Raw genomic sequence first — 14,440 nt, forward strand, 5'->3', positions numbered from 1 at the left:
GAAGCGACGAGGGAAGGACGGGAGCCAGGGCCCCGTGACCACGCCGCGCCGGAGGCGCGGCAATGAAATATGGCATGCTCCGGGCTGTGACGGCGATGGGTGCGGGTCGGTTGCTCGGGACGAATCTGCGGGCGCGGCGAGACGAGCAGGGCATCTCGCTGTCCGAGCTGGCCCGGCGGTCCGGGATCGCGAAGGGCACGCTGTCGCAGCTGGAGTCCGGGGCGGGGAACCCGACGATCGAGACAGTGTTCAGTCTGTCGAACGCTTTGGGCGTGCCGGTGTCGGCCCTGCTGAGCGAGTCGCCGACCGCCGACCTGGTCCTGGTGCGGTCCGCGGACATCGACGTACTGTCCGGCGACGCGATCGATCTGCGGATGCTGCGACGGCTGGAGAATCCGGGCGGCTTGTTCGAGATCTACAACCAGGAGGTCCGGCCGGACGCCGTCCAGCAGTCGGACGGGCATCCTGGCACCGAGCATCACATCGTTCTGACTGGGCGGTTGCGGATCACTTCACGCGGGCGGACCGAGGAGCTGGGGCCGGGGGACTACCTCGCATTCCGGGCCGGCGGACCGCACGGGTACGAGGCGGTGGACGGGCCGGTGCGGTCGGTCCTGCTGCTCGAATACCCGCCGGACGCGTACCCGATCACGCCTGGCGGGCCGCATCTGCCGGGATAGTTCCTCTGAAGTGCCGGTTGAGTGCATTGACCGGGTAGCTGGAGGGCGCGTACGCTCGGAATCGTTCATTTTAGTGAACGTTCTCTTGGAGGAATGCGCCATGCCCGGTTCCGCGACACCCGATGTGGTGGTCGTTGGCGCGGGCATGGTCGGCGCCGCGTGCGCCGAGGCGCTGTCCGCGGCCGGGGTCCGGGTTTTGGTGATCGACCGCGACGGCCCCGCGGGCGGTACGACGGCGGCCGGTGAGGGTAACGTGCTCGTCTCGGACAAGGAGCCCGGGCCGGAGTTGGAGCTGGCGATTGCGTCGCGAGCCGAGTGGGACGTCGTCCGTGATCGGCTGCCGGAGCGGGTCGCCGACGTCGAGTGGGAGTCCAAGGGCGGGGTCGTGGTGGCGACTGGTGAGCCTGGACCGCTGCGGGAGTTCGCGGCCAAGCAGTCCGCGGCCGGGGTCGATGCCCAAGTGATCACGCCGTCGGAGGTGTTCGAGCTCGAGCCGTTGCTCACGCCTCGGGTGACGGTCGGCGTGCACTACCCGGACGACGCTCAGGTGCAACCGGTGCTCGCGGCAACGGCTTTGCTGGCCGCGGTGCGCGATCGCGGTGGCGAGGTGCGGTCCGGGGTGACGGCGCTCGGGGTGCGGCAGTCCGGTGGTCGCGTCGTGGGCGTGGATACGTCGGGCGGCGATATCGCGTGTGGCGCCGTGCTCAACGCCTGTGGGCCGTGGGCCGGAGCTTTCGGTGCATCGGCCGGAGCTCCGATCCAGGTGTTGCCGCGCCGCGGGGTCATCCTGGTGACGGCGCCGCTGCCGGAGTGCGTGCGACACAAGGTGTACGACGCGGATTACGTCGGCGCGGTCGGGAGTGGGGACGCGGAGCTGCAGACATCGACGGTGGTCGAGTCGACGAGGTCCGGCACGGTCCTGATCGGCTCCAGTCGTGAACGCATCGGCTTCGACGACACGATCCGGGTCCACGTGCTCCGCGAGCTCGCCCGCAAGGCCGTCGGTCTGTTCCCGTTCCTGGGCGACGTGCCGGTCATGCGCGCGTACGGCGGGTTCCGTCCCTACGCACCGGATCACCTGCCCGTCATCGGTCCCGATCCCCGTCTACTCGGCCTCTGGCACGCCACCGGCCACGAGGGCGCCGGCATCGGCCTCGCTCCTGCCACCGGCCGTCTGATCACCGAGCTCTTCCTGGGCCTCACCCCTCACGTCGACGCATCCCCCTTCCGAGTCGACCGCCCGGCGGTGATCGCCGCATGACCGCGTACCTCCGCCCGCGTTCAGGCGACCCCGCCGAGCCCGGTACGCCGCCCAACGTCCAAGTCACCGTCGACGGCCACCCCGTCACCGCCTTAGCCGGCCAAACCGTAGCCGCCGTCCTCCTCACCCAAGGCCGCAACTCCTGGCGCACCACCCGCCACACCGCGAGCCCCCGAGGCGTCTTCTGCGGAATCGGCACCTGCCACGACTGCCTAGTAGTAGTCAACGGCACCCCCGACACCCGAGCCTGCCAACGAACAATCCAAGACGCCGACACAATCACCACCCAGGTCGGCGCCGTCCTCCCACACCCGCCCACCACCCCGCAGCCCCACAACCCCGCCGACCCGGCGCCGCGCAACGCCACCGACGCGGAGTTGGATAACCCCACCGACGCGGAGCTGGGTAACCCCACCGACGCGGAGCTGGGTAACCCCACCGACGCGGAGCTGCGCAAGCCCACCGACCGCGCGCAGGGCGAGACCGCCGGCCCGGAGCCGCTCGAGCCGGTCGCCCCGCTGAACGCGACCGCATCGTCGCCTCACGCCGACGCGTCGGCGCAGCACACCAGCCCTGCCCGCCACCTCGCCTCCACTCCGCCGCCGAAGGCGGCTGATGTTGTGGTTGTGGGAGCTGGGCCTGCGGGGGTTGCGGCAGCTCTGGCGGCTGCGGATGAAGGTGCCTCGGTGGTGCTGATCGACAGCGGGCGAGCTGTGGGTGGGCAGTTCAACCGGCAATTGCCCGTGGAGTTCGCGCCTCGGCGTCCCGAGCGGTTACAGCACGGATGGAAGGACTTCGCGGCACAGCGGGATCGGGTGGCTACACACAACCGGATCACGCAGCTGTCCGAAAGCTCGGTCTGGGCTATCGAAGGCCTGCGGCTGTGGGTACAGCGCGGCCCGGCGGATGGCGTCGGACGGGACGTCTTCCCGGTCAACGCAAAGGCTGTCGTCCTCGCAACCGGAGCCTATGATCGCGTGCTTCCCTTCCCTGGTTGGGATCTGCCAGGCGTCTACAGCGCCGGCGCCGCGCAAGCACTAGCGAAGGGCCAGCGAATCTCCGTCGGCCGCCGAGTAATCGTCGCGGGAACCGGCCCCTTCCTGCTACCGGTCGCAGGATCGCTGACCGGAGTAGGCGCCTGCGTTGTAGCCCTCCTGGAAGCAAACTCCCTGCAGACCGTCCGCAAGGGCTGGTCCACTGACCCATTGGTTGCCTCCAGCAAACTTCGCGAGGCCCTCGGGTACGGCGCCCTGCTCGCCCGTCACCGCATCCCCCTACGCCACGGCTGGACGGTGACCGCCGCCCACGGCACCGACCACGTCGAGGCCGTCACCATCGCCCGCCTGGACGACGACTGGCACCCGATCCCAGCCTCCGAACGCCGCATCGAGGTAGACGCAGTCTGCCTGGGCTTCGGCTTCACCGCCCAACTGGAACTAGCAGTCTCCGCCCGCTGCGACCTAACCACCGGCCCCGACGGCGGCCCAGCCGTAGTCGTCAACGCCGACCAGCAAACCACCACCCCCGGCATCTTCGCCGCAGGCGAACTAACCGGCATAGGCGGCGCAGCCCTCTCCACAGCCGAGGGTCGAGTAGCCGGCGCCGCAGCAGCCCAGCACGCCCGCTCCCCACGCCCCAACCCGGAACTGCCAGTCAGCCCGGCGTCTACCGCGCCCCCGGCCACAGGCCGGACACGCGCAGCCCGCGATCCCGGCGTACGTTCCGCCTCCGACGACGGTGCGCGGGCGGCTGTGGTGAAGGGGCGGCGGTTTGCGGCGGCTCTTGCGAAGGCTTACCCCGTGCGGGAGGGATGGCGGGACTGGAGTCGGGCGGACACGCTCGTCTGTAGGTGTGAAGAAGTGAGCCGCGGGGAGATCGAGGAGGCGGTTGCCGACCGCGGTGTGGGGGACGGACGGGGATTGAGGCTCAGCAGCCGGGCAGGGCTCGGGTTGTGCCAGGGGCGGGTGTGTTCGCGCACCGTCGCCGAGTTGGTTGCCGGACAGAACGACGTACCAAGACCAAGCATGAAACGACCGATCGCCGTACCTGTGAGGTTGCGGGATCTGGCTGAGGCTCAGGAGGAGCTGTGAGCGAGAAGTTGGACGGCGTGATCGTCGCCACCGCGTTGCCGTACGTCGAGGACGCGTCGGCGCCGGCGGGGTTGCGGCCCGATCTGGACAAGTTCGCCGAGCATTGCCGCTGGCTGATCGACAACGGCTGCCGCGGCGTAGGACCGAACGGCTCGCTGGGGGAGTACTCGTCGTTGACCGACGACGAGCGCCGAGCCGTCGCGCGGACCGCGATCGAGGCCGTCGGCGATGACGGCGTGGTGGTCGTCGGCGTCCATGGCGTCGGCGCGCACCAGGCGCGGGCGTGGGCGGAGAAGGCAGGTGAGGACGGTGCGGACGGCGTACTCTGCCTGCCGCCGACCATGTACCGCGCGAACCGCGGTGAGGTGGTCCACCACTTCAGCGAGGTCGCGAAGGCCGGCCTGCCGGTGATGGTCTACAACAACCCGCACGACACCAAGGTCGACTTGACCCCGGATCTGCTGGCCGAGATCGCGCAGATCGAGAACGTGGTCGCGGTGAAGGAGTTCTCCGGTGATATCCGCCGGATCCTCGAGATCCGCGAGCTGGCCCCGGAGTTGGCTGTCATCGCCGGTGCGGACGACCTGACGCTCGAGGCGTTGCTGATGGGCGCGACCGGGTGGTTCGCCGGATTCCCGAACGTGTTCCCGAAGGAATCGGTCCGGTTGTTCGACCTCGCCGTACAAGGCAAGCTGGAAGAGGCCCGGACGCTGTACGAGCCGCTGGTCGCCGCCTTCCGGTGGGACTCGCGGACCGAGTTCGTCCAGGCGATCAAGTACGGCATGGACTACGTCGGCCGGTACGGCGGCCCGTGCCGCCCGCCGCGTGGGCCGCTGGTCCCCGAGCACGTCGCCCAACTGGAGCAGGACATGAAGAAAGCCGTGGAATCACTGCGATGAGGTCCATCCGGACGATCAGCGCGATCGACTCGCACACCGAGGGGATGCCGACCCGCGTCGTCACTGGCGGGGTCGGCGTCGTCCCGGGCGCGACGATGGCCGAGCGGCGCGAGTACTTCGTCAAGCACAACGACGACCTGCGGTTGTTCCTGATGAACGAACCGCGCGGTCACGCGGCGATGAGTGGCGCGATCCTGCAGCCGCCGACCCGGTCCGACGCGGACTGGGGCGTCCTGTACATCGAGGTCTCCGGCTGCCTGCCGATGTGCGGGCACGGCACGATCGGCGTCGCGACCGTACTGGTCGAGTCCGGCATGGTCGAGGTGACCGAGCCGACGACGGTGGTCCGGCTCGACACCCCGGCCGGCCTGGTCGTCGTTGATGTTGCCGTGAGCAACGGCCGGGCGGAGCACGTGACGCTCCGGAACGTCCCGTCGTACAGCCATGCCCTGGATGCGACGGTCGACGTGCCGGGGCTCGGGACGGTGACCTACGACCTCGCGTACGGCGGGAACTTCTACGCGATCCTGCCGTTGGAGCAACTCGGGATCCCGTTCGACCGCGCGGAGAAGGACCGGATCCTGAAGGCCGGCCTGGACATCATGGACGCGATCAACGCAACCGACCGCCCGGTGCATCCGCTCGACCCCGGGATCAACGGCTGCAAACACGTCCAGTTCACCGCGCCAGGTCTCGACGGCGCACACTCGCGCAACGCGATGGCGATCCACCCCGGCTGGTTCGACCGCTCACCGTGCGGCACCGGCACCTCAGCCCGAATGGCCCAACTCCACGCCCGCGGCGAACTCTCCCTCAACACCGACTTCGTGAACGAGTCCTTCATAGGCACCCGCTTCACCGGCCGCCTAGTCGAGGAAACCGTTGTCGGCGACCGCCCCGCCGTCATCCCCACCGTAACCGGCCGAGCCTGGATCACCGGCACCGCCAACTACCTCCTAGACCCCGACGACCCCTTCCCCGCCGGCTTCGTGCTCTAAGTCCGCGTCAACCGGCGGCCGCGCTCGTCGACCGGCGGGCGTCAGTGGTGGAGCTTGGTGCGCCAGTCGTCAGGGACGTTGCCGCCGGGGACCGGCTGGTCCTCCGGGCGGGACTCCGGCGGGGCGAGCTCGGGGCCGTCGTAGTACTGGGACTCGCCGTAGTGCCAGAACCAGTCCTCGCCCGGCTCGAAGCTGCGGACGATCGGGTGACCGGCCGAGGCGGCGTGGGCCGACGCATGCTGGGCCGGCGACGAGTCACAGCAGCCGATGTGGCCGCACTGAGTACACCGACGCAGGTGGAACCACCAGCCGTCGACGGCCAGGCACTCCACACAACCGGTCCCGCTCGGTGGGACCGTGCTGTCGATCCCCGGTATCTCCGTCATAGCCGCCATCCTTGCGTGCCGCGGCCGCCCGGACAAGCAATCCCACTCGGATGGGCGTCGGCCAGTCCAGGACCTTCGAGGTTCGCACAGCAGGCCGGATGCCGAACGAAGACCCCACGATCTGTCACGGTGACGTCACCGTGGGTCGGTCTGTACGTCGGCGATGCCGAAGATTCGAACTCCGGTTGACGAGTCAGTCGGCAGGTTCGCCGTAGCCGCCACCGCCAGGTGTCTCGAGCACGAGTACGTCGCCGGCGGCCACGGAGAGCGAATCGTTGCCGGCCATCTGCGTGACGGAGCCATCCGCGCGCTCGATCCACTGGCGGCCGAGGCCGCCGGGCAGGCCGCCGGCCATGCCGTACGGCGGCACGCGGCGGTGACTGGCGAGTGTGCTCACGGTCATCGGCTCCAGGAACCGGATCCGGCGGCGGCCACCGTTGCCGCCGCGCCAGCGGCCCGCACCACCGCTGCCGGCGCGGATCTCGAAGCTCTCCAGCTGTACCGGGTAACGCCACTCCAGCACTTCCGGATCTGTCAGCCGTGAGTTCGTCATGTGGGTCTGGACGACATCGGCCCCCGCGAAGCCTTCGCCCGCGCCGGCTCCGCTGCCGACGGTCTCGTAGTATTGGTGCCGGTCGTTGCCGAACGTCACGTTGTTCATCGTCCCGGAGCCCTCCGCCTGGATGCCGAGGGCGGCGTAGAGAGCGCCGGTGACAGCCTGCGAGATCTCGACGTTGCCTGCGGCAACCGCCGCAGGGTACTTCGGTGACAGCATCGTTCCCGACGGGATGATCACCCGCAGCGGCTCCAGGCAGCCCGAGTTCAGTGGGATCTCGTCGTCCACCAGGGTGCGGAAGACGTACAGAACTGCGGCCATCACCACCGAGGACGGCGCGTTGCCGTTGCCGGGCTGCTGCGCGGAGGTTCCGGTGAAGTCGATCTCCGCCGTCCGCGCGGAGGCGTCCACCTGGACCGCCACCTCGATCCGCGCGCCCGAGTCGAGCTCATAGCTGTAGCTGCCATCGTGGAGCGTCGGGATGATCCGCTGCACTGCCTCGGCCGCATTGCGGCGCACGTGTTCCATGTACGCCGATACGACGTCGAGGTCGAAGTGGTCGACCATGGCCCGCAGCTCCTCGACCCCCTTCTCGTTGGCCGCGATCTGGGCCCGCAGGTCGGCGATGTTCGTCGCGGGGTTGCGCGACGGGTACGCCGCGGTGCGCAGCAGCTCGACGGTCTCGCGCTCTCGCAACTCGCCGCCCGAGACCAGCAGCCAGTTGTCGATGAGTACCCCCTCCTCCTCGATCCGGGTGCTGTTCGCCGGCATCGAACCGGGCGTGATGCCACCGATCTCCGCGTGGTGGCCGCGGGACGCGACGTAGAACAAAATGTCTTTCCCAGCCCGGTCGAAGACCGGGGTCACCACGGTGATGTCGGGCAGGTGGGTGCCGCCCCGGTAGGGGTTGTTGAGCACGTACGTGTCGCCCGGCGCGATCTTTCCGGCGTTCGCGGCGATCACCAGCTTGATGCTCTCGCCCATCGAGCCGAGGTGGACCGGGATGTGCGGCGCGTTCGCGATCAGGTTGCCCGCGGCGTCGAACAGCGCGCAGGAGAAGTCCAGCCGCTCCTTGATGTTCACAGACTGTGAGGTGCTTTGCAGCCGCACGCCCATCTGCTCGGCGATCGACATGAACAGGTTGTTGAAGATCTCCAGCATCACCGGGTCGACCTCGGTCCCGATCCCCTGCCGAACCGGTCGTGCCGCCACCCGGCTGAGCAGCAGGTGGCCGAGATCGTTGACGCCGGCCCGCCAGCCGGCTTCGACCACCGTGGTCGCGTTGGCCTCGGCGATGACCGCCGGTCCGTCCACCTGGTCGCCGGGGACGATGTCGTCGCGCTGATAGAGGTCGACGTCGACCCACGCTCCAGCTGAGAACATCGGTACCCGGGCCGCGGCACGCAACTCGCCACCCGATCGCTCGGGGCGGATCCAGTTGTCGTCGCCGGATCCGGTGGCGCCGAGCAGCTCGAGCGACACGGCCTCGACGACGATCGGCCGGCCGGGCATCAGGAAGGAGAACCGTCGCCGGTAGGTGGCCTCGAACTCCGCGACCATCTCGTCCACCTCGCCGACAGACACGGCGACAGCGGTGTCGGTGCCGTCGTAGCGCAGCAGCGCGCGACGGATCGCGGTGATCCGCTCGGCCGGGATGCCTTCGCCCTCGAGCTCACGCCCGGCGTCGTCGGTCAGTTCGTCGAGGACCCGCGCGAGCTCCGGGAGTACGGCAGCGCTCAGTGTCGTCTCGACCGCCCGCTCGCGCAGGGCGGCGACGTCGGCGACACCCATGCCGTACGCGGAGAGCACGCCGGCAAGCGGGTGGATGAGCACCTGTGTCATGCCCAGCGCGTCAGCGACCGCGCAGGCATGCTGGCCGCCTGCTCCGCCGAACGTCGCCAGGACGTACCGGGTGACGTCGTACCCGCGTTGCACCGAGATCTTCTTGATCGCGTTCGCCATGTTCGCGACGGCGATGTCGGCGAAGCCGGCCGCGACCTCCTCCGGAGCTCGCCCGTCCCCGATCACGGTGGCGAGCTCCGCGAACTTCCGCCGTACGACGGCTGAGTCGAGCCGCTGGTCGCCGTTCACGCCGAACACGGCCGGGAAGAAGCCCGGCTGCACCCGGCCGAGCATCACGTTCGCATCCGTGACCGTGAGCGGACCTCCCCTGCGGTACGACGCGGGGCCTGGATCCGCGCCCGCCGATCCTGGACCGACCCGGTAGCGGCTCCCGTCGAAGGTCAGGATCGAGCCGCCGCCCGCCGCCACGGTGTGGATGCTCATCATCGGCGCCCGCATCCGCACCCCGGCGACAAGCGTTTCCAGCTCGCGTTCGAACTCGCCGGCGTAGTGCGACACATCGGTCGACGTGCCACCCATGTCGAAGCCGATCACCCGGTCGAACCCGGCCGCCGTCGTGGTCCGGGCCATCCCGACCACACCGCCCGCGGGTCCGGACAGGATCGCGTCCTTGCCACGGAACGCGTGCGCTTCGGTGAGCCCGCCGTTCGACTGCATGAACATCAGCCGGACACCGTCCAGCTCGGATGCCACCTGATCTACGTACCGGCGCAGGATCGGCGAGAGGTAGGCATCGACCACGGTCGTGTCGCCCCTGGAGACCACCTTCATCAGCGGGCTGCACTCGTGCGACAGCGAGATCTGGGTGAAGCCGATCCGCCGGGCGATCTCGCCGATCACCTCCTCATGCCGCGGATGGCGGTAGCCGTGGAGCGACACCACGGCTACCGATCGCAGGCCGTCGTCGTACGCACGCCGCAGGTCCTCTGCGACGGCCCGTTCGTCGAGCGGGAGGAGAACCTTGCCGTCTGCGGCCAGCCGTTCGTCCGCCTCGATCACCGCCGAGTAGACGAGCTCCGGCAGCACGATCTCGCGAGCGAAGATTCGCGGGCGGTTCTGATAGGCGATCCGTAGCGCATCGCGGAAGCCCTTGGTGATGACGAGCACGGTCGGCTCGCCGTCGCGCTCGAGCAGCGCGTTGGTGGCCACCGTCGTGCCCATCTTGACGACCTCGATGCGCTCTGCCGGGATCCGTTCTCCGGCCGGCGCCGCGAGCAGCCGGCGGATGCCCTCGACGGCGGCGTCCCGGTAGCGCTCTGGGTTCTCGGACAGGAGCTTGTGCGTCACCAGAGTGCCGTCCGGGCGCCGGGCGACGACGTCGGTGAAGGTGCCGCCACGGTCGATCCAGAACTCCCACTTCCGCGCCATGCCTACCGCCTTTCCGGACAGCCGTCGTGGTGGTGAGACCGACACTAGAGATTGTTCAACAATCCTGCAAGAGGGTTGTTCCACCAAACTTTCACTCACTGGCTGATTGCGAGATGATGCGGAGATGAGCACGGGTGAGGCCGACGACACACCCCGGCAGGCGTGGTTGCGATCGGTTGCCGCCGATGTCGCGCGCCTGGACCGCAGCAGCTCGGCCGAGCGGGCCGCGGACATCTTGCGCCGCAGCATCACCGAGGGTGCGCTGCCCCCGGGTTCCCAGCTGTCCGAGATCGAGCTGACCGAGGTGCTGGAGGTCAGCCGCAACACACTCCGCGAAGCCTTCCGGCTGCTCACCCACGAAGGGTTGCTGGTCTACAAGCTGCATCGCGGCGTGTTCGTCCCGGAGTTGGACGAGCGTGACGTGGTCGACCTGTACCGGCTCCGCCGGGTGCTCGAGGTCGACGTCGTGCGGAGTCTGGCCGAGCGCGATCCGGAGCTGCCGGCGAGCCGGCTCGAACCGCTCCAGGACGATGTCGAAGCCGCAGAGGCGGCCGCGCTCGTGGATCGCTGGCCGGCCGTCGGTACGGCGAACATGCGCTTCCACGAGCACCTGATCGGTCTGGCCGACAGCGCCCGGATGGATGCGATGACCGGGCGGCTGCTGGCCGAGTTGCGGCTGGTCTTCCAGGTGATCGCGACGCCGCGTGAGCTGCATGAGCCGTACATCACGCGGAACCGTGAGCTGTTCGAGCTGCTCGAGGCGCGTAAGTACGACGAGGCGGCGGCCGACCTGCATCAGTACCTGCTCGACTCCGAGCGCGGTCTGCTGGAGGCGTTCCGGGCCAGTTGATCCACGAGATTCGTTAAGGGCTTGCGCGGCCCCGCGCGGACCTGAGTTGATGAACTGTGACCGTCAGCTGCAAAGGGGAGCTCAGCTCATGACCGAAGACGACCGGACCGAAGAGACGCCGAAGTCCTACCGCCCGATCGACGCCAAGGGTTTCCGGGAGTTCATCTCGCGTGGCTGGGGGCCGGTGGACCGGTCGGTGACGCTGCCGGAGGGGCTGGCCGAGGCGGCCGCCGCGCACCGGCGGAAGCTCGCAGCCGCGCTGCCGGGCCGGCGGATCGCGCTCGCGGCCGGGCGGGCGCCGGTGCGCTCGAACGACACCGACTTCCAGTTCCGCGCCGACAGCGACTTCGTTTGGCTGACCGGCTGCCAGGCCGAAGGCGCCGTACTCGTGCTGTCGGCCGATGGTGAAGCGACGCTGTACCTGCGGGAGACCGCGGGGCCGGACGAGGCGGATTTCTTCGCCAACGCGCGGGACGGCGAGCTGTGGATCGGCCCGGTGCCGGGGCTCAAGGACTGGTCGGACGCGCTGCAGATCGCGTGCCGTCCGATCGAGGAGCTGCCGGCCGCTGTGCGTGGCGCGGTCCCGTTCATGCTGTCGACGCCTGGCGTCGAGCCGATGCTGGACGCACTGGTCCGGACCTCCCCGACCGACGGGAACTCGCTGCGCCAGACGCTGGCCGAGCTGCGCCGGATCAAGGACGACTGGGAGCTGGATCAGCTGCGCGAGGCCGTCGCGGCCAGCGTGCTCGCCTTCGGCGATGTCGCCCGCGAGCTGCCCGAGGCGATCCGGGGCGGCGGTGAGCGGTGGCTGCAGGGCACCTTCGACCGGCGCGCGCGGACCGCGGGCAACGGCGTCGGGTACGCCTCGATCGTTGCGGCTGGCAACCACGCGCCAGTGCTGCACTGGGTCCGCAACGACGGCCCGGTGAACGAGGGTGACGTGATCCTGCTGGACGCCGGCGTCGAGACGCGCACGCTCTACACCGCCGACGTGACCCGGACGTTCCCGGCCACCGGTGAGTACACCGCCGCCCAGCGGCAGGTGCACGACCTCGTGCACAAGGCGCAACTCGCGTCGCTGGAGGCCGTCAAGGTGGGAGCGCCGTACCGTGCCTTCCAGTACGAGGCGCTGCGCGTGCTGGCCGAAGGCCTGAAGGACTGGGGTCTGCTGAACGACGTGTCGATCGACGAGCTGCTCGGCCCGGACGGGCAGCAGCACCGGCGGTACATCGTCTGCGGGACGGGCCACTACATCGGCCTCGACGTGCACGACTGCGACGCGTCCCGGCCGGAGGCGTACTTCGCCGGCACCATCGAGGCGGGCATGGCGCTCGCGGTCGAGCCGGGGCTGTACTTCCACCCGAACGACGAGACCGTGCCGCCGGAGCTGCGCGGGATCGGCATCCGGATCGAGGACAACGTCGTGGTGCACTCCGACCGGCTGGAGATCCTCACCGAGGATCTGCCGATCACGACCGACGGCCTCGAGCAGTGGACCCGGTCGCACCTCGACGGCCGGTGATCGCGCGCTGACGGAAAATTACCCGTCACAAGCAGTAACACCGATGCCCCCGGCTCCGATGTAGCGAGCGGGGGAGGGTCGAGCTCGGCCCGGCGCGTGGCAGTGGGGGGCCGCGTCCATGCGCCGGGGCCGAGGCGGCCGAACTGGGGCCATGGGGGACCCAGGATCCCTGGGCACGGGGAGTAGTCATCATGAATCTGCGAGTGCGAGTAGTCCACTACGGAGATCAGCACTGGTACGCCGACATCGACGATGCCGACGATCCGCAACCCGACGATCCGTTCTGGTACGTCGACCATTGCCGATCGCAGACGCAGGCACTCGAGACCGCCTGCGTCGAACTCCGCATGCTGTCGAGCCGGCTGGTCCATGGTGATCACCTCGACCGCGTGCTGGACGTGATCGGCGTACTGGTCTGAGGTCACATCGACACCGGGGCCGGTGCTGGTTGGGAGCACCGGCCCCGGGTCTTCCTCAGCCCACCGGTGGTACGGCGGGACAGCCGGTGCCGCGCTTCGGCACCTGACGCGAGACCAGGTAGGCGTCGATCGTCGACTGCATGCAGGGGCTCGAGTTGTAGCTTCCGTGTCCCCAGCCCTCGTACGTCAGGAGTACGCCGTACCTCCCGAGCTGGCGCTCCACGCTCTGGGCCCAGTTGTAGCCGGTGGCCGGGTCGTGGATCGCGTTGGCCAGCAGGACCGGGGTCTTCAGGTCGCGGACCTTCAGCGTCTGCTGCGGATTGTTCGCCTTCGGTGCGCCGAGGCAGTTCGTGACGGCCATCAGCTGGCCTGGGTACCTCATGTCCGGGTTGTTCCGGCCGACGCGGTCGACGAGGCCGGCGAACTCGCGGTAGTTCCGCACCGGCAGGTTCCAGTCCTGACAGAACGGCGCCAGCGTGTTGTTCACCAGCCCGGTCGGCACTGAGGCCAGCTTGCTCTCATCGAGTGTCTTCAGGGTGTCCGCCAGCTTGCGCCATTCCGGGTCGTAGAGCAGCCTGAACACCTGAAAGCTCAGCTTGAACGGATTGGTGGAGACCTTCAGCAGGTCTGCCCAGAGTGCGCGGATGTCGCGGCCGTGCAGTGCACAGGTCGTTGCCTGGTCGCACCATTTCACGAACTCGTCGAACGAGTCCTGCACCGGCGCCGCCTGCTCGTCGAGAAACGTGCGTGCAGTCGGGGAGCTGTGGTCGAGCACGCTCTCCAGAACGACTGCGCGCGTACGGCGCGGGTAGGTCTCGGCGTACTGGGCGCCGAGCATCGTCCCGTACGACGAGCCGTGGAACGAGATCTGCGACTCGCCGAGTGCCTTCCGGATGGCGTCCACGTCGCGTACCGACTGCCAGGTGTCGATGTGGTCGTAGAGCGGTCCGGTGTGCTCGCGGCAGTCGGCGGCCAGCGTGCGGTTGTAGCGGACGGTCGCGTCGAAGTCGGCCTGGCTCTTCATCAACGGCGACGGCTGCTGGGACAGCAGGGCCGCGGAGCACAGCACCGGGTTGCTGCGGGCGATCCCGCGCGGGTCGAAGCTGACGATGTCGAAGCGATCCTGCAGCGTCTGGCTGAACCGGCTGACGCCGGTCTTGATCCGGTCGACGCCGGAGTCACCGGGACCACCCGGGCCGGAGACCAGCACGCCGGCGCGCTCGCTCGGGGACTTCGCCGTACGGCGGGCGATCGCGAGGCCGAACGTCGGTCCGCCGGGGTCACGCCAGTCGACCGGTACCTGCAGGGTCGCGCACTGCGAGCCCTGCACCCTGGCCGGGTCGTCCTTGCCTTCGGGCTTGCAGTCCGACCACTGCACTCCCGCGGGCCTGGGTACGGCGGCCGACGCCGGAAGCGTCGCGAGGCCGGCCGCCGTCAGTCCCAGGACCACACCCCACGCGGTGGTCCTGAGAAGCTCTCTCGATCTCATCAAGGAAATCTCCTGTGTCTGTGGAAGCTCCCTCGATCCTCGGCAACCGTTTGCTCGGC

11 protein-coding genes are annotated in these 14,440 nt (G+C 69.2%); 8 read left to right on the forward strand and 3 right to left on the reverse strand.

The annotated features are described in order from the left end of the window. The first annotated feature begins 74 nt into the window (after positions 1-74). The 5 genes from AB0E63_RS31040 (at position 75) to AB0E63_RS31060 (ending at position 5,928) form a co-directional block, all read left to right on the forward strand. On the forward strand, positions 75-680 hold the full coding sequence (locus tag AB0E63_RS31040; RefSeq protein ID WP_360374156.1) for an XRE family transcriptional regulator: 606 nt from the start codon (positions 75-77) through the stop codon (positions 678-680). Between the two features lie 100 nt (positions 681-780). After that, a complete protein-coding gene (locus AB0E63_RS31045) occupies positions 781-1,941 on the forward strand; it encodes an FAD-binding oxidoreductase (protein ID WP_360374158.1) in 1,161 nt (386 codons plus the stop codon). Continuing rightward, positions 1,938-4,031 carry an FAD-dependent oxidoreductase gene (locus AB0E63_RS31050; protein ID WP_360374160.1) on the forward strand — a complete coding sequence of 698 codons (2,094 nt, stop codon included), beginning with the start codon at positions 1,938-1,940 and terminating at the stop codon, positions 4,029-4,031. Before AB0E63_RS31045 ends, AB0E63_RS31050 begins: the two co-directional genes overlap by 4 nt. After that, entirely contained in the window at positions 4,028-4,930 is a 903-nt protein-coding gene (locus tag AB0E63_RS31055) for a dihydrodipicolinate synthase family protein (protein WP_360374162.1), read from the forward strand. The genes AB0E63_RS31050 and AB0E63_RS31055 overlap by 4 nt, the downstream gene beginning before the upstream one ends. Further along, entirely contained in the window at positions 4,927-5,928 is a 1,002-nt protein-coding gene (locus AB0E63_RS31060) for a proline racemase family protein (RefSeq protein WP_360374164.1), read from the forward strand. Before AB0E63_RS31055 ends, AB0E63_RS31060 begins: the two co-directional genes overlap by 4 nt. Positions 5,929-5,969: 41 nt before the next feature. Here the strand turns inward: AB0E63_RS31060 and AB0E63_RS31065 are convergent, their stop codons facing one another. Both AB0E63_RS31065 and AB0E63_RS31070 read right to left on the reverse strand, forming a co-directional pair. Beyond that, positions 5,970-6,314: a UBP-type zinc finger domain-containing protein gene (locus AB0E63_RS31065; RefSeq protein WP_360374166.1), complete on the reverse strand. Its 345-nt coding sequence runs from the start codon at positions 6,312-6,314 to the stop codon at positions 5,970-5,972. Between the two features lie 193 nt (positions 6,315-6,507). Continuing rightward, entirely contained in the window at positions 6,508-10,101 is a 3,594-nt protein-coding gene (locus AB0E63_RS31070; RefSeq protein WP_360374168.1) for a hydantoinase B/oxoprolinase family protein, read from the reverse strand. Between the two features lie 124 nt (positions 10,102-10,225). Here AB0E63_RS31070 and AB0E63_RS31075 point away from each other — a divergent pair, with 124 nt between their 5' ends. From AB0E63_RS31075 to AB0E63_RS31085, 3 genes are all read left to right on the forward strand, one after another. Continuing rightward, positions 10,226-10,951, forward strand: coding sequence for a GntR family transcriptional regulator (locus AB0E63_RS31075; RefSeq protein WP_360374170.1), 726 nt, complete (start codon positions 10,226-10,228; stop codon positions 10,949-10,951). 88 nt (positions 10,952-11,039) lie between these two features. Then, the gene (locus AB0E63_RS31080; RefSeq protein ID WP_360374172.1) at positions 11,040-12,473 is read left to right on the forward strand and encodes an aminopeptidase P family protein; all 1,434 of its coding nucleotides are present in this window, start codon (positions 11,040-11,042) and stop codon (positions 12,471-12,473) included. Between the two features lie 191 nt (positions 12,474-12,664). Then, positions 12,665-12,892 (forward strand): hypothetical protein, encoded by a 228-nt coding sequence (locus tag AB0E63_RS31085; protein WP_360374174.1) that lies wholly within the window; start codon positions 12,665-12,667, stop codon positions 12,890-12,892. 55 nt (positions 12,893-12,947) lie between these two features. On the opposite strand, the gene AB0E63_RS31090 is transcribed toward AB0E63_RS31085, so the two are convergent. Further along, the gene (locus tag AB0E63_RS31090; RefSeq protein ID WP_360374176.1) at positions 12,948-14,381 is read right to left on the reverse strand and encodes an alpha/beta hydrolase; all 1,434 of its coding nucleotides are present in this window, start codon (positions 14,379-14,381) and stop codon (positions 12,948-12,950) included. Between the last annotated feature and the right edge of the window lie 59 nt (positions 14,382-14,440).

It is taken from the genome of Kribbella sp. NPDC026596 (genome assembly GCF_040638415.1).
Classification (GTDB): domain Bacteria; phylum Actinomycetota; class Actinomycetes; order Propionibacteriales; family Kribbellaceae; genus Kribbella.